Raw genomic sequence first — 14738 nt, 5'->3', positions numbered from 1 at the left:
TCCAGCAAATCGCTCCGCTCAGAGAATCATATTCGCACCACGGCTGGCATCAAAAGATTCACAGCCTCGTAGGGTGGCAAGAGGCTACCGCAACTGCGCCGTGCCCGCGCTCCGCCGTATCGCTCACAGCTGCGCCTCGATCCCTGCTTTGTCGATCACCGACCACACCTGCGCGATCCGACCGTCGCGGAATTCGTAGAATACATGCTCGGCGAAGGCGATGCGCCTGCCGTTGTTGGCGAGCCCGAGAAACGCGCTCTTTGGCGTGCAGTCGAAGTCCAGCCGGCTCGCGACCCGCGGCGGGTCTGAGACCAGCAAGCCGATGTTGAAGCGCAGGTCGGGAAGGTCGGCGAAGTTGCCGATCAGCATGTCGCGATAGCCGGCCAGTCCGAGCTGCCGGCCGTTATGAACGACGTGCTCGTGCACGAAATCGCCGAGCGCCGGCCACGCCTGCGCGTTCAGGCAGACGATGTAGGCGCGATAGTGATTGGCCAGTTCGGCTGAAGTCATGGCGCTGTGCTCTGACCCAACGACAGTGAGCCAACCGTTCGCAACGGCAACGGTTCCGAGCCGCGATCAGAGGCCCTCGAGGATCAGTGTGATGGTTTCCAGCGGGAATGCTGCTGCCAGCGCGCCGATGACCAGGCCGACGAGGCCGAGCACGACAGCGCCGATCCAGCCGCCCGTGTGAAGGCCAAGGGCTGCTCCTGCGAATGTGCCGGCTGCCATCGCGCAGACAGCCCACACCGTATGAAGGATGAGTCCGATCGTCCTCAGCATGCGGTCCTCGCGCATCCGTGGTCTCACCCGTCCCTTTGGATTCGTCTGTCCAGTCCCGCGTTGTGCGGCAGCGAACACGTTCACATCGTCGCGATGCGGTGGTGTTGCGAGCGCTTGTCGTTCGCTGCGTCCTGCCCTACTGCTTGCTCAGGCGGACCCGTCGAAATCTCGCAGCGATAGCGGGATCGTCCGCGCATCAGGGAGGTTTCATGAAGACGCTGATCAAGGCGGCCGCAACTGCGGCTTTCAGCATGATCGCCACGCAGCTCGTCGCCGCGCCGTTGCCGGAGGCGAAGCCCGACGAGGTCGGCTTCTCGCAGGCAGGGCTGACGCGCATGGACGATTTCTTCGCCCGCGAGATCGCGGCGAAGCGCGTGCCCGGCGCGGTGGTGGCGATCGCGCGCGACGGCAAGCTGGTGCACTACAAGGCCTACGGCCAGCTCGATCCGGTCAAGGGCACGCCGATGCCGCTCGATGCGATCTTCGCGCTGGCGTCGATGACCAAGCCGATGGCCGCGGTCGGCGCGCTCACCTTGATGGAGCAGGGGCGGCTGCCGCTGCAGGCGAAGCTCGCGGACTACTATCCGGGCTTTGCCGACATGAAGGTCGGCGTCACCCAGGAGAACGGCGCGCTGCTGCTGGTGCCGCAGGCGCGTGCCATCCTGATTCATGATCTCTATCGCCACACCTCCGGCCTGATGTATGGCGGCCGCCCCGACAGTTCGAGCGCGGTGGCGCGGCTCTATCCCGACGGCACGGCGCCGGCGATCGAGGGCGACACGCAGGCCTTCATCGAGCGCATCACCAAGCTGCCGCTGGCGCATCAGCCCGGCACGCAGTTCGAGTACAGTTTTTCGATCGACGTGCTCGGCGCCGTCGTCGAGAAGGTCAGCGAGCAGCGGCTCGGCGAGTATCTCTCCAACAATGTCTGGAAGCCGCTCGGCATGACCGATGCGACGTTCGCGCCGTCCGACGCGCAACGTCCGCGGCTGGCGCGGCCGTTCCCGAACGACCCGCTGACCGGCAAGCCGCAGGCGATCAAGCTCCTGGATACGCCGACGAAGTCGGATTGCGGCGGCGCCTGCTCGTTCGCGACCATCGGCGACTACGTCCGCTTCGGCCAGATGCTGCTCAACGGCGGCGAGCTCGACGGCGCGCGCATCCTCAGCCCGAAGACGGTGCATCACATGACCTCCAACCATCTCGGGCCCGAGATCAAGAACACCGTCGCCACCGTCGAGCCGCATCGCGCCGGCTTCGGCTTCGGGCTCGGCGTCGCCGTGCGCGTGAGCGAGGGCCTGTCCGCGGTGCCCGGCAATCCCGGCGAGTTCAGCTGGAACGGCGCGTTCGGCACGCAGTTCTTCTGCGATCCCAGGGAGCGGCTCGTGGTGGTGGTCGGCACCGCGGCGCCCGGGGATCTGCGCAAATATTATCGCGAGCAGGTGCAGGACATCGTCTACGGCGCGATGGTGAGGTGAAGCATGCTCACCGTTCATCACCTCGGCAAATCGCAATCCGAACGCATCGTCTGGCTGTGCGAGGAGCTGGAGATTCCGTATGAGCTGAAGTGCTACACGCGCGACGCCAGGACGATCCTGGCGCCGGCGGAGTACAAGGCGCTTCACCCGATCGGCGCGGCGCCGGTCATCACCGACGGCGATCTGGTGCTCGCCGAGTCAGGCGCGGTCGTCGACTACATCATTGCCAAATACGGCCAGGGCCGGTTGCGGCCGGGGCCCGGCGATCCGGGCTTCGCGCCGTTCCTGTACTGGTTTCACTTCGCCAACGGCACCTTGCAGGCGGCGATGGGGCGGATGATGATCCTGAACCGGCTCAATTTGCCGGACGACAATCCACTGCTCGGCGCCGTGCGCGGGCGGCTCGACCGCGCCTTCGCCGCCGTCGAGGCGCGCTGCGGCGAGGCCGACTATCTCGCCGGCGGCGCGCTCACGGCCGCCGACATCATGACCGTGTTCTCGCTCACCACCATGCGCTACTTCCTGCCCTACGACCTCGCGCCGTTCCCCCACATCCGCGCCTACCTCGCCCGCATCGCCGCCCGCCCGGCCTATCAGCGCGCGATGGCCAAGGGCGATCCAGGGATGACGTTGTTGTTGAGCTGATCGTCGAGGGTGGTGGGACGAAGCTCTGACTGCAGTGGACATGCGGCCGCGTGAGAGGCGGCTGCGCTCATCGCATTCATGTCTCTTTGAGACGCTCTGCGCCGGCCCGGGCGGTGCAAACCTCTCCCCGCCCTTTGCGGGGAGAGGTCGGATTGCGCAGCAATCCGGGTGAGGGGCATGGCACATACGCCGCTCAGATCGGAAATCCATCGGACGGGCACGACGGCTCCGCGTCGATCAGACGGTCGCGAGACGGCGGCACTTCCCGTGCGGCTGCCCCTCACCCCGACCCTCTCCCCGTGAAGAACGGGGAGAGGGAGCAGACTGCCCGAAGGGCGATAGATCGTCCTACACGATCATCATCGACCAACTACGTCGGCACCACCGCGCAAACCCCTTCGCTACTCCCTCACTTCTGCCACTTCCGGCTCCACTCGAGGTACGAGCGAAACAGTTCGTCCTTCTCGGCCTTCGACGGTGCCTTGGCCTGCGAGGCCAGGAACGCCTCGAGACGGTCCTGTTGCGACAGGCTGCCGGTGGCAGCCGGTGCGGCGAGGCTGACATCGGCGTCCTTCTTCATGCGCTCCAGCACCGTGTCGACATAGGGATAGCGCTGCCAGCCCGGCACCTGGGCCTCGAGATTGAGATCCTTCCAGCCCGGATGGAACGGCGGCCGCTGCAGCCGCGCGAGATTGGTGAACAGCGTATCGACGAAACGATTGACGCGGTCGGCGCGGTCGCTGCCGGGCTTCCAGTTGTAGACGGCCAGCACCGAGGGCACGGCGATCGTCTCGATCGAGGCGTCCGGCGCCAGCAGCGCCGGATAGTTCTCGGCCTTGATCGACGTCGGGTAGTAGAAGTCCGAGAACTGGCTGGTGTAGGGGATCGGCACGAAGTGGAATCCCGGATCGGCAGCCTTCATGCTGCTGAACACCTCGCCCGGCTTCGACGCGACATAGACCATCGCGGCGATCTCGCCCTTGTGCAGCTTCTCCAGCGCCACCGGGCCGCCGACCGCGACCGGCTCGATGTCGATGCCGAGCCGCCGGAAGATCAGCGGGCCGGTATGCGCGGCCGCGACCCCGGCTGTGCCGACGGCGACCTTCTTTCCCTTGAGATCCTGCAGCGTCTTGAACTCCTCGCGCGCATAGATGTGCACGTCGGAGATGAAGAAGCGCAGCACGTAGCGGATGCGGTCGTTGATGTTAGAAAGGCCGGCCTGCTTGGCATAGAAGTCGAACGCGTCGGCATAGGTGACGGCGACGTCGACGCCTCGGAGATAGAGCAGGTCGGCGATGTTCGACGTCGTGCCGCGCGTCACCATCGGAATCAGGCGCATGTTGTCGCCGTCGTCCATCGTCCGCGCCATCTCGCTGGCAAACCGCACGAAGCCGCCGTCGGGCAGGCCGGCGGCGAGCCCTACGGTCCATTGGTTCATGCGCGCCTTGATCGCGTTCTCGTCCGGCGCGCTGCGCGCCTCGGACGCGCTCCGCGGCTCCGGCGCACGCACCTGGACGACCCGCGGCTCGGCCGCGCGCCGCTCCGGCGCGCGCACGGGTTTGAGGGAGAGCGGGGCTGAGGGTTGATCCTTGACAGCGTCCTGGCCGGGATCCTGGGCCCAGGCGATGCTTCCGGCCGTGAACAAGGCAACAGAGATCGTTGCCAGCGCAATCAGCGCTGGACCAGCGAACGTTCGACGCATGACACAAGTCCCCCGATCGCGTCTGCTCCCGCATCCCCGCGAGCAGAGCTATGTGACCTCAATCCAAGGTCGTGTGACCGTGAGACGTAAACCCGGCAAATTTGCGGCAGAAACTACCTACGGTTTCAGATAGCTCCAACCGCTCTCCTGCAGTTCCATCAGCCTGACCGCGCCCGATGGCACCAGGCTCGCCTCGGCGACGATCGGGATCGGATGCCCCTCGCGCTTCTCCATGCCGCGCTTGGTGATGTTGCAGGCGGAGAATTTGATCTTGGCCGGAAAGCTGAGCTCGGCGATCTGCTTCAACCGGTCCTTCACCGGCGAGGTGTCGTCGCGCAGCATGTTCAGGCCGGGCCCGTAGGTGACGAGCTCGATCTCGACCTCCTCGCCCTTCTCCTTGAACGTTTCCATGATGTTGCTGGCGTTGTTCAGCGCCAGGTTCATGATCGCCGGATCGTTCTGATCGACCTGGATCGAGACGCGGTGAATCTTGACGTCGGCGGCGAGGCCGCCGGTGGTCGTCACGATCAGCAGCGCGCAGGCGGCGGTGACGGTCTTGAGATCGAAGCGCATGCCAGACTCCAATGGACGCAACAGGAATGTACGCTACAGGGCATTGGGATGTGGTCGTGATCCGTCACAACCTCAGCTCCATTCGATGAGCCTCAATCATGGCGAGACTATGCGCAGCCGACGCGGCGTTGCCGCGCGGGCGCCGCGATGCATGATCACCGGTGTCTCGGCACTTGGCGTCAGAACGCCAGCACGACGGCGTTGTAGACCATGTGGAGTACAACCGTCGGCGCAAGCCGGCCGTAACGTTTGAACAGCATGGCGTTGATCATGCCGAGGGCGGCGACGGGCGCCCAGGAGACGACCGGATGATAGATCGCAAAGAAGGCCCCGGCGCCGACGACGGCGCGCCAGCCGCCCCATTCGCGATCGAGCGCGCGGTACAGCAGGCCGCGAAACAGGAACTCCTCGGCAAGCGGCGCGAACGCGACGGCCATCATCCACACGGCCCAGCGATCCCCCGGTGATGCGGCGAGCCGGCTTCGGGCGGCATCGAGCGCCTGACCGAGGTCGGGCCACCAGTGCAGCAAGTGCAAATAGAGGTGGGCCAGCAGACCCAGACCGGCCCCCACGGCCGCGGCTGTCGCGACAAGGAGGAGAACGCGGAGCTTGCCGCTGAGGTTGAGCTGCAGCAGCGGGCGCGACTTTCGCTCCGTGGCGTCCCACAACCAGATGTCGCGTTGGGTGACGCCGCGCCCGGCAAGGAAGGTGCTGACGCCAACTGCCGCGGCGGTCGCACATAGCCCGTAGATGAGGGCGACGATCCCAGCGCTGACCTCGCCGCCGCCGGTCCCCGCCGCGAGTCCCGCCAGGACGGCAATGGCCTCGATCATGGCACTGATCGTGACCATGGCGTGCAGCAGCGTCGGCGCCGGCGGCAGTGTCTCCGACCAGGGGTCTGCCAGAAAAGGCAGACGAAAGCGGAAGTGCTGCCACATCGCCGCGGCTGTCAGCTGCGAGTAGACCACGCCGGAAATTGCGAGGGGCCATTGCCGACCGAACACGCCGACGGCAAAGCTCATGCTGCCGAGCGTTGCGGCCCAACGCAGCCCGGCCCGTGGCTTCTCCCGCTCGCCAGATGACGCCGTCATGGTGGCGAGCGTCACCGTCTTGTCGGCAAGCGAACGCGCGAACACATACCAGGCGAGGCCGAGGGCCGTGGTCTGTGCGATGTCGGACGGAAAGCGAAATGCCGCATAGAGCAGGATCACGCCGACGATCGCGGTCGCAATTTCGGCCCATAGCTTCGCCTTGGCCTTCAGGAGGCTTTCCAGTCCGCGCGGCCATGTCTGGGCAATCCACAGAGCCTGCCCTTCCGACACCAGCGATCTCGGGCCGAGGACCAGCAGGAAATACGTGCCGAACAGGATTGCAGCGCCGCAGATCGTGTTCCACGCGCCCATCGCGCTCGACAAGACGCCGCGCATGTTGAAGGCCTGGACCGCCGCAAGCGACAGAGGGAGCAGCACCGCCTGCACGAGGGCGCTGCCGTCGCGCCGGAACCACAGCAGTTCCTTGCGATAGAGCGGATCGCGACCGAACCGCATCTCCACGGAGCCGCGCTCGGCCGCCGTCCGCGGCCGGTAGCTCAGTCCACCCCGTGTGCTGATCCTGGCGAGCGCGATGGCGGCGAAGATCAGGAGCGCGGCCAGCAGCCAGCACAGCAGCAGCCCCTTCCAGAAGACGAAATCGCCCGAACCGGTCTGTCCGACCAAAAGCCGGGTGCGCGGCCAGGGCACGTGGCTCGCTGCGAGCAGCCAACGACTGATGGTCGTGAAGATGGTCGCTGTCTGCAAGGCCAGGAACAGCCAGACCGCAAGCGGGGCGAAACCAATAGTGCCGATCAGGCCGAGCACCGCGCCGCGCTTCCGCGGCGACAGCCGCAGCAGAGCCCAGATCTCGATGGCCTTGCTCACGCACGCAAGCGCAATGGCCGCGGGAACACCAACCAGGAGTGCGCCGGCGATCCCGCCTCCCCAGCCATAGGCCAGGCCGTACAGCACGCCAGGAAATAACGGCGCGGTCAGGAAAATGGGGTTTGCCGCGATCGGTGCGAGCATTTCGGCAACGAAGACCGCTGCCGGCGGGACGGGATGGCTGAACACCCATTCCCACATGGGATCGCGGGACCTTTGCGTGTCGAGATCGGGTCCATCGCCCTGACAGATCATCATCAGGCACCACGAAGCCGCGAGGATCAGCGCCATGAGGTCGGGCAGCCGTCCCGGCTGCGCGGCCAGCAATCTGGACGACAGCAGAGCCTGCGGATCGTTGCGGACGGTCGCCGTGAGCTGTGCGGAGATCGCGGCCTGATCGCCATGTTTTTCGCGGGCGAGCTGCGCGGCCTCGGTGGCGATGTAGCGATCCTCCGCGCGGCTGATCTCGGCGCGGCGGAGGGGCGTGGCGGCCGCATCGGCTTCGCTTCTCGCGATCTGGACGGCGAACCAGTCATCGACGATGATTCGTCCGTTCGCTTCGGCCTGGACCTGCTCGGCCGACCGCACCGCGAACGCGACCCCGACAGCGGCGCCGATGTTGACCACCAAGGCGACGACGATGACAAGTCTGAGCGCGACGTCGGGCGCGACCGCAAACCCGCCGCGCTTGCGTTGCTGCGCCAGCCCGCGTCGCGTGCGCCCGGCCGCGCGCCTGCGGGCCGTGCCCAGCAGCAACAGAACGACCGTCCAGAACCGGGGCGCGGCGGCGCGATCCGTCATGGAGCGGCCGGCGTCTGGGTCAGTTCGCGAAACACGTCCTCGAGGCTCTTCTCGCCATGTGCGGCGCGGAGTGCCTCGATGCTGCCCTTGGCGACGAGCGCGCCGCGATCGATCACCACGGCGTGCGAACAGAGCCGCGCCACCTGATCCATCAGGTGGGTCGAGAACAGCACGGTGGTGCCCTGCGCGGCGATATCGACGATCAGTTCGTAGAACAGATGCGTGCCCTCGACGTCGAGACCGTTGGTCGGCTCGTCCAGAATCAGCAGCTTCGGCCGGTGCAGCAGCGCGAGCAGCAGCCCGAGCTTCTTCTTCATGCCGCGGGAATACTCCTCGGCGTAATTGTCGATCTCCGCCGTCAGCTGCATGCGGTCCATCAGCGGCTGGATGCTCGCCATCGTCGCGGGGACATCGAGGCCGTGCATGGCGGCCGACAGCTGCAGCGTCTCGCGCGCGGACAGATAGGCGTAGAACACCGGCTCGTCGGGCAGGAAGCCGATGGTGCGCTTGAGCTCGACGCGATCGTCGAAGGCATCGAGGCCATCGACCGTGAGGCGTCCCGACGTCGCCTTCAGGATCCCCATCAGCAGGCGGAAAAATGTCGTCTTGCCTGAGCCGTTGGGGCCGAGCAGGCCGCAAATCTGCCCGGCCGGAACGGAGAACGAGACGCCGTTCAGGGCGCGCTTGTCGCCAAATGTCTTCACGAGGTTGTCGGCGGAGACGAGCAGCGGCGGTCGCAGCCCGCTCGGCGGGACTGAGGCCTCCGGCATGACAGGTCTCCTCATCGATCATCGGTGCGGCGCCAAGCCGACACCGGAGTGATCGGGATACCTTATTTCCGAACGCTAGAAAGGCAAGCACGGGGAACTTGCAGCCGGATCCCCGCGGCGACAGCTGTCTGTCACGCGCTAGCTAAGCCCACCACTGTCGTCCCGGGCAAGCCTCGACGGCGCGTCAGCGCTGTCGAGGCGCCGACCCGGGACCCATACCGCGTGATCTTTCGTGGGACGCTCGAGTGACGACGAGTCTTCGTCAAACTGCGGCCTGTGGTTATGGATCCCGGGTCGGCGCCCGACCAACGCTGTCGCGTTGGCCGTGCTTGCCCGGGATGACGGCGGAGGTTGAGGCGGCGGCGCCGTGCTACGCCCGCGGCGCGGCAGGCCGGCATCAGTTTTCTGAAAAAAATAAATCTATTGCGTTTTTACAGAAAGCGTGATTATGTGCCCGCCATCCCGTCCCAAGCCGAGGGGCGTAGCGCGCGATCGTCACGACACGCGGGGCGGGGAGCGGTGGCCGCGATCATGCCGCAGCGTGAGCGAAAGCTCGTGCGGACGAACGGCATGGCGTGGACGCGAAGTCGTGTGGTCCTGACCTCCCGGTGCCGAGGTCAAGTGGACGCCCGCGCGAATGCGCGGCGTCGGCGACGGGGTCAATTCAGCCGGTCCCCGGGGAGAGCACGAAGTAAGCGTGAAGACCATCGCGCAGGGAAAGCCGGGCGTTCTCGGCTGCACCTGTGGTACCTGCCGCCTGCATTTTTTTCTGCAGGCGGGCCACGGGCGCCAGCCGGCGCTCGGCCTTCCCTGCGCCCTCTGTCTCGGAGGGCGAACGAAAAGAACAGCTCGGACGCCGCTGGCGCCGCGAGGAGGCGAAGCCATGTCCAGGGTGATCTGCGCTGCCATGATCAGCTCTGCAAGAATGGGCACAGCCGTTACCTTCCCACACCCGTCATCGCCCGCGAAAGCGGGAGATCCAGTACGCCGCGGCCTTTCGGCTCTATCGCTGCCGTCACGGCGTACTGGGTCGCCCGGTCGAGCCGGGCGACGACAGCGCGAGGTGGGCACAGTGTCGCGTCCCAATCCACGTCAACCGCTGGCAAAATCACCCCGCCATGGTTACATTGCCCGGGCGAGGCTGCGACGCGCGTCCGGAACCAACATATCCCCGGGGCCTTATCGATCCTTTAGGGAACTGTCCCTGGCCAGGTCCGTGGATCTGGACATATGGTGCCCACCTACTTTCGTAGGGAACTCCGGGATCGAGCGTTTCAACGGCGATTGCGGCTTCGCGCTTACCTGTCTGCCTCGTTGCCTGCCCCTCTGCCCCCCTTCGGTTGCCGACCTGCCGCGTTTCTGCAACGTTGAAGTGCCCGCGTCCGCGCGCTTTGAACGGAGGTCCCGTCGCATGCCGATGAAGGCCGCTCAGCATACCAAGCAGCAGCTGCGGTCCGCCGCGCTCGCCGCCCGCGATGCCCTGAGCGACGACGTCAGAAGCGCCGCCGCGCAGGCCATTGCCGCGCGCGGGCTGCCGTTCGCGCTTCAGCCGGGCATGGTGGTCTCGGGCTACGCGCCGATCCGCAACGAACTCGATCCGATGCCGCTGATGCAGGCGCTGGCCAGGCAGGGCGCACGGCTGGCGCTGCCGGTCGTCCTGGCGCGCGGCCATTCGCTGTCGTTCCGGGCCTGGTCGCCGGGCGACAGGCTGACGATGGGCTCGCTCGGCATTCCCGAACCGTCGCCGGTCGCGGCCGAGCTGGTGCCCGACGTGATGCTGGTGCCGCTCGCGGCGTTCGACCGCACCGGTCATCGCATCGGCTATGGCGGCGGCTACTACGACTACACCTTCTCGCATCTGCGGAAGGCACATCATCTCATCGGCATCGGCCTCGGCTTTGCCATCCAGGAAACCGAGGCGATCCCGGCCCTGGCCCACGACGCGGCCCTGGATTATGTGCTAACCGAATGCGAGACCTTGGATTTCCGGAGCAATTGAGTTGCGCATTCTCTTCGTCGGCGACGTCGTCGGCCGAACCGGCCGCAGCGCCGTCTCGGACCACCTTCCTGGCCTGATCCGCGACTGGGCACTCGATCTCGTCATCGTCAATGGCGAGAACGCGGCCGGCGGCTTCGGCATCACCGAGGCGATCTATCAGGAGCTGGTCGACGCCGGCGCCGACGCGGTCACGCTCGGCAACCACTCCTGGGACCAGCGCGAGGCATTGGTGTTCATCGAGCGCGCCCCGCGCCTGGTGCGGCCGGCAAATTATCCGGCGGGCACGCCCGGCCGCGGCGCGGCGCTGATCGAAACCAAGACCGGCGCCCGCGCGCTGGTGGTCAACGTGCTTGGACGCGTGTTCATGACGCCGTTCGATGATCCCTTCGCCGCGGTGGGACGCGAGCTCGGCGCCTGCCCGTTACGCGAGGCGGCGGATGCGATCGTGGTCGACGTGCATTGCGAGGCGTCGAGCGAGAAGCAGGGCCTCGGCCATTTCTGCGATGGCCGCGCCAGCCTCGTCGTCGGCACCCATACACATGTGCCCACGGCGGATCACCAGATCCTGCCGGGCGGCACCGCCTACATGACGGATGCCGGCATGACCGGCGATTACGATTCGATCATCGGCATGCAGAAGGACGAGCCGCTGCGCCGCTTCCAGTCCGGCATCCCGTCGGCGCGGTTCGAGCCGGCCTCGGGCCCGGCGACCCTGAGCGGCGTGGCGGTCGAAACCGATGATGCGACCGGGCTCGCGGAGCGGATCGCGCCGGTCCGGATCGGCGGACGATTGTCGCCGGCCAAGCCGTCGTTCTGGGGAGCGTAGGCCGCGCGCGTCAGGTTTTCAGCCGAAAGCCCATCCGGAACGCGCCCCAATGGCGGCCCTTGACGACAATCGGTGCGGAGAGGTCCTTCATCAGCACGAACTGCCCGCCGCCCATGTCGCGGCGGTAGGTCTGCAGCAGGAACGGCTTGTTGCTGGCGGCGGCGACCTTCTTCACCGCACGGTCCTCGAACAGCCGGCGGTTGCGGCAGTTGGCGTTGTTCCAGACCGGGTCGGGCCCCTGCGGCTTGCGGTAGTTCGGATTGTGCGTCGGCAGATAGCCGCCGCGCGCCCAGGCGACGCAGAACACGATGCGCGGGTCGCTGCCCTGGATCGGGTCCTGGATCGCGGGCAGCACGCGGTCGGTGAACTCGACGTAGCGGGTGAGATATTGCTTCGGGTTGCTGCCGGGAATTTCGCGGAGATCCTCGTCCATCAGGTCGGCGAGCGTGATCTCGCCGCGCTCGACGGCGGCCTCGAAGGTCGCGGAGATCTGCCGGGCGGTCTCGACGACGGTGCGGATCAGCGGCGCATCGGCGGTCTCGACGCCGCTCTCGGCGATCATCCCGATCAGCGCCTCGGAATTGTCGAGCAGCTTGGCGATGCGGCTGTCGGCCTGCTTGAGCTCGACCGAGGACTGGTCGACGCCCTTGGCGAGTTCGGCGAGCTCGGTGATGACGGCATCGCAATGCGCGAGGTTCGAGGTCGCGGCCTTCGCCACGCCGTCGATCTCCTGGCCGACGCTGGTGAAGCCGTCCTGGACGCGGACGATGATGCCGCCGATCTGCTGGGCGCCTTCGCCGGCGGTCTTGGCGCGCGAGGAGGCCTGGCCGCTCTCGCCGAGCAGGCTCTTCACCTGCGAGTCGAGCCCGCGCAGGGTGTCGCCGATCTGCTGCGTCGCCTGCCGGGTGGCCTCGGCGAGCGACTTCACCTCGCTCGCGACGACCGCAAAGCCGCGGCCGGCGCTGCCGGCGCGGGCAGCCTCGATGGTGGCGTTCAGCGCCAGCAGATTGGTCTGCTTGGCGATCGCCTCGATGGCGACCGAGACCTTCGCGACCTGCGACAAGGCATCGCCGACCGAGCCGAGCCGCTGCTCGATGCGCTCGACGGAGTCGACCAGCTCGGAGATGTGCCGCACGGCGGTGTCGACCACGCTACGCGACTGCGCGATGTCGCCGACCGCGGCGGTCGTCGCCGTTTGCACCGCCTGCGAGGCGGTGGCGATGTCGTGATTGGCCGTCACCATGGTCTTGGCGGTTGCCTGCAGATGTCCGAACCGCTGCGACTGGTAGGCCACGCGGTTGGCGACCTCCTGCACGTTGCCGGCGACGTCGGCGAGCTCGACGCCGAGACCGCCGATGCGGTCGGCGATCTCGTCGATCAGCCGCTCGGCACCCGACTGCGAGTCGTGACTTTCCAGGATGGCGCGTTGCGCGACGGACATTTGCAGGCTCCCGGGCTCGTGGGGTTCAGCGAGTCACCGCTCGATTCACAATTTGTAGGCGGTGCGGAAGCCGCCCCAGTGGCGGCCGCGGACGCGGATCGGCACGTCGATTTCGCGCATCATGACGGTGTTGCCGTTGCCCATGTCGCGCGCGTAGCTCTGGATCAGGTACGGCCGCTGGTTGCGGCCGGCCGCGAGACCGGCCGGATCGTTGAAGATGCGGCGGTTGCGGCTGTTGGCGGTGTTGAAGGCGACATCGCCCGGCCGCTGCGGATGCGAATAGATCCGGTTGTGCACCGGCAGATAGCCATTGCGGTCGATCGCGACGCAGAACACCATCCGCTGATCCCGCGCCAGGAACGCCTCCTGGAACGAAGGCAGCGCGCGCTCGGCCCAGTCGAGGATCCGGCTGCGGTGCTGCTGCGGATTGGTGCCGGGAATCTCGGCATAGTCGGTGTCGAACATGTCCTCGAGCGTGATCTCGCCGCGGCTGACCGCGCTCTCGAAGATCCGGTTCAGCTCGGTTCCGGCCTCCATGGCGCGGGTGACGAACTCGTTGTTCTCCTCGTGCAGTGCCCAGAGCTTGTCCTCGATCTTCTCGCGCAGCTCGGCGCCGGGAGTCTCGAAGCGCGCCTGGGCGCCGGCCTTGACCTGCTCGGTGATGCACAGCCGGCACGGGCCGACATCCTCGAGCATGGCGTCGAACCGCTCGTTGACGCCGAGGCGGCTGGCGTCGGGGCCGGTGATCAGCACGCCGTCGTTGGAAATCTCGTAGACCGGCGCAGCGAACGATCGCGCGCCCGATTTGATCTCGAGCTTGAGATGGCAGGGCAGGCGCTCGCTGCCGCTGCGCACGGTGCGGTCGCCCTGGCGCAGCAGCACGGCGCAGCGCGCCTTGAGTTTCTGGGCGTACATCGTCACCGCGCGCCCGGCGCTGGTCACCCGCTCGCCATAGCTCTCGGCCTGCTGGGTGGCGCTGCCGATGTCGGCGGCGCTGTCGACCACGGAGGCGATGAACTGCGACGCCTGGGCGGCATTGTCCGACATCTCGCCGGTGGTCTGGTCCTGCGCGGCAACCGCGCCGTTGACGTTGCTGAACACCGGGCGGATCGCCTCGATGGCCTGCGCGATGCGATGCACGGCGTCGGCCGAGCCGGCCGCGTCCCTCTGCAGCGCCTCGATCTTGCGGGTGATCTCCTCGGTCGCGTTCTGGGTCTGCACCGCCAGCGCCTTGACCTCGGTCGCGACCACGGCGAAGCCGCGGCCGGCCTCGCCGGCGCGGGCCGCCTCGATGGTCGAGTTCAGCGCAAGCAGGGTGGTCTGGCGGGCAATCTGGGAGATCAGGTTGACGACGTTGCCGATCGCCGCCGAGGATTCGCGCAGCCGGTCGACGTTGCTCCGGGCCTCGCGGGCGGCGGCGCTGGCCTGGTCGGCGAGCTGGCCGGCATCCTGGACCTGGGCGCGGATGCCATGGGCCGATTGCGTCACCTTCTCGGCGGCCTGGGCGAAGGTCGCGGCCGTGCCCTGGGCGGTGCTGCTGCGCCCGCTCAGCGCGTCGGCGCGCTGGCGGATGTCCGTCAGCGTGCCGGCGGTTGCTTCGGCGCCGCTGGAGACCGCATTTGCGGCGCGCTCCAGCTGGCGAATCATGCCGCCGAGTTCCAGCTCGAGCAGGTCGAGGATCGCCTTGGCGGAATCAGCCTCACCCGACGCCGCCGGCTCGGGGGCAGGCGGGGGCCTGGCCTCGATCACCGGATCGGGCAGAGCGGCACGTCTTGCAAAGAAACCAAACGCCATGGCACGCCGAACC

The 14738-nt window shown here is 67.2% G+C and carries 12 protein-coding genes and 1 other RNA gene; 5 read left to right on the top strand and 8 right to left on the bottom strand.

Going from position 1 to position 14738, the window contains the following annotated elements:
- Nucleotides 1-123 precede the first annotated feature (123 nt).
- Both ACQR07_RS28095 and ACQR07_RS28090 read right to left on the bottom strand, forming a co-directional pair.
- Nucleotides 124-510: an ester cyclase gene (locus ACQR07_RS28095; RefSeq protein ID WP_434905330.1), complete on the bottom strand. Its 387-nt coding sequence runs from the start codon at nucleotides 508-510 to the stop codon at nucleotides 124-126.
- Nucleotides 511-576: 66 nt separating this feature from the next.
- Nucleotides 577-780, bottom strand: coding sequence for a hypothetical protein (locus ACQR07_RS28090; protein ID WP_434905329.1), 204 nt, complete (start codon nucleotides 778-780; stop codon nucleotides 577-579).
- A gap of 209 nt (nucleotides 781-989) precedes the next feature.
- Here ACQR07_RS28090 and ACQR07_RS28085 point away from each other — a divergent pair, with 209 nt between their 5' ends.
- Nucleotides 990-2258: a serine hydrolase domain-containing protein gene (locus tag ACQR07_RS28085; protein WP_434905328.1), complete on the top strand. Its 1269-nt coding sequence runs from the start codon at nucleotides 990-992 to the stop codon at nucleotides 2256-2258.
- 3 nt (nucleotides 2259-2261) lie between these two features.
- A complete protein-coding gene (locus ACQR07_RS28080; RefSeq protein ID WP_434905327.1) occupies nucleotides 2262-2903 on the top strand; it encodes a glutathione S-transferase family protein in 642 nt (213 codons plus the stop codon).
- A 409-nt stretch (nucleotides 2904-3312) separates the two neighbouring features.
- Here the strand turns inward: ACQR07_RS28080 and ACQR07_RS28075 are convergent, their stop codons facing one another.
- From ACQR07_RS28075 to ACQR07_RS28060, 4 genes are all read right to left on the bottom strand, one after another.
- Nucleotides 3313-4605: a TAXI family TRAP transporter solute-binding subunit gene (locus ACQR07_RS28075; RefSeq protein ID WP_434905326.1), complete on the bottom strand. Its 1293-nt coding sequence runs from the start codon at nucleotides 4603-4605 to the stop codon at nucleotides 3313-3315.
- A 117-nt stretch (nucleotides 4606-4722) separates the two neighbouring features.
- Nucleotides 4723-5178 (bottom strand): DsrE family protein, encoded by a 456-nt coding sequence (locus ACQR07_RS28070; RefSeq protein ID WP_434905325.1) that lies wholly within the window; start codon nucleotides 5176-5178, stop codon nucleotides 4723-4725.
- 179 nt (nucleotides 5179-5357) lie between these two features.
- Nucleotides 5358-7895 carry a CPBP family intramembrane glutamic endopeptidase gene (locus tag ACQR07_RS28065; RefSeq protein ID WP_434905324.1) on the bottom strand — a complete coding sequence of 846 codons (2538 nt, stop codon included), beginning with the start codon at nucleotides 7893-7895 and terminating at the stop codon, nucleotides 5358-5360.
- On the bottom strand, nucleotides 7892-8665 hold the full coding sequence (locus tag ACQR07_RS28060) for an ABC transporter ATP-binding protein (RefSeq protein ID WP_434905323.1): 774 nt from the start codon (nucleotides 8663-8665) through the stop codon (nucleotides 7892-7894). Before ACQR07_RS28060 ends, ACQR07_RS28065 begins: the two co-directional genes overlap by 4 nt.
- Nucleotides 8666-9800: 1135 nt before the next feature.
- Between ACQR07_RS28060 and ssrS the strand changes: the two genes are divergently transcribed.
- From ssrS to ACQR07_RS28045, 3 genes are all read left to right on the top strand, one after another.
- Nucleotides 9801-9962, top strand: a non-coding RNA gene (ssrS, locus tag ACQR07_RS28055) — 6S RNA.
- Nucleotides 9963-10082: 120 nt separating this feature from the next.
- Complete coding sequence (locus tag ACQR07_RS28050; protein WP_434905339.1) at nucleotides 10083-10664, top strand: 5-formyltetrahydrofolate cyclo-ligase; 582 nt, start codon at nucleotides 10083-10085, stop codon at nucleotides 10662-10664.
- A gap of 1 nt (nucleotide 10665) precedes the next feature.
- Nucleotides 10666-11490, top strand: coding sequence for a TIGR00282 family metallophosphoesterase (locus ACQR07_RS28045; protein WP_434905322.1), 825 nt, complete (start codon nucleotides 10666-10668; stop codon nucleotides 11488-11490).
- Between the two features lie 10 nt (nucleotides 11491-11500).
- Here ACQR07_RS28045 and ACQR07_RS28040 read toward each other — a convergent pair whose 3' ends face one another.
- Both ACQR07_RS28040 and ACQR07_RS28035 read right to left on the bottom strand, forming a co-directional pair.
- A complete protein-coding gene (locus tag ACQR07_RS28040; protein ID WP_434905321.1) occupies nucleotides 11501-12931 on the bottom strand; it encodes a methyl-accepting chemotaxis protein in 1431 nt (476 codons plus the stop codon).
- A gap of 45 nt (nucleotides 12932-12976) precedes the next feature.
- Entirely contained in the window at nucleotides 12977-14725 is a 1749-nt protein-coding gene (locus ACQR07_RS28035; protein ID WP_434905320.1) for a methyl-accepting chemotaxis protein, read from the bottom strand.
- Nucleotides 14726-14738: the final 13 nt, after the last annotated feature.

This window comes from Bradyrhizobium sp. HKCCYLS20291, from assembly GCF_051167715.1.
In the GTDB taxonomy this organism is placed as follows: domain Bacteria; phylum Pseudomonadota; class Alphaproteobacteria; order Rhizobiales; family Xanthobacteraceae; genus Bradyrhizobium.
Note: the sequence above shows the minus strand (reverse complement) of the source record. Positions and strands in the feature narration are given on the sequence as shown.

Coding starts and splice junctions, on each gene's coding strand:
- ACQR07_RS28095 (WP_434905330.1), bottom strand. CDS start 510: ATGACTTCAGCCGAACTGGCCAATCACTATCGCGCCTACATCGTCTGC.
- ACQR07_RS28090 (WP_434905329.1), bottom strand. CDS start 780: ATGCTGAGGACGATCGGACTCATCCTTCATACGGTGTGGGCTGTCTGC.
- ACQR07_RS28085 (WP_434905328.1), top strand. CDS start 990: ATGAAGACGCTGATCAAGGCGGCCGCAACTGCGGCTTTCAGCATGATC.
- ACQR07_RS28080 (WP_434905327.1), top strand. CDS start 2,262: ATGCTCACCGTTCATCACCTCGGCAAATCGCAATCCGAACGCATCGTC.
- ACQR07_RS28075 (WP_434905326.1), bottom strand. CDS start 4,605: ATGCGTCGAACGTTCGCTGGTCCAGCGCTGATTGCGCTGGCAACGATC.
- ACQR07_RS28070 (WP_434905325.1), bottom strand. CDS start 5,178: ATGCGCTTCGATCTCAAGACCGTCACCGCCGCCTGCGCGCTGCTGATC.
- ACQR07_RS28065 (WP_434905324.1), bottom strand. CDS start 7,895: ATGACGGATCGCGCCGCCGCGCCCCGGTTCTGGACGGTCGTTCTGTTG.
- ACQR07_RS28060 (WP_434905323.1), bottom strand. CDS start 8,665: ATGCCGGAGGCCTCAGTCCCGCCGAGCGGGCTGCGACCGCCGCTGCTC.
- ACQR07_RS28050 (WP_434905339.1), top strand. CDS start 10,083: ATGAAGGCCGCTCAGCATACCAAGCAGCAGCTGCGGTCCGCCGCGCTC.
- ACQR07_RS28040 (WP_434905321.1), bottom strand. CDS start 12,931: ATGTCCGTCGCGCAACGCGCCATCCTGGAAAGTCACGACTCGCAGTCG.
- ACQR07_RS28035 (WP_434905320.1), bottom strand. CDS start 14,725: ATGGCGTTTGGTTTCTTTGCAAGACGTGCCGCTCTGCCCGATCCGGTG.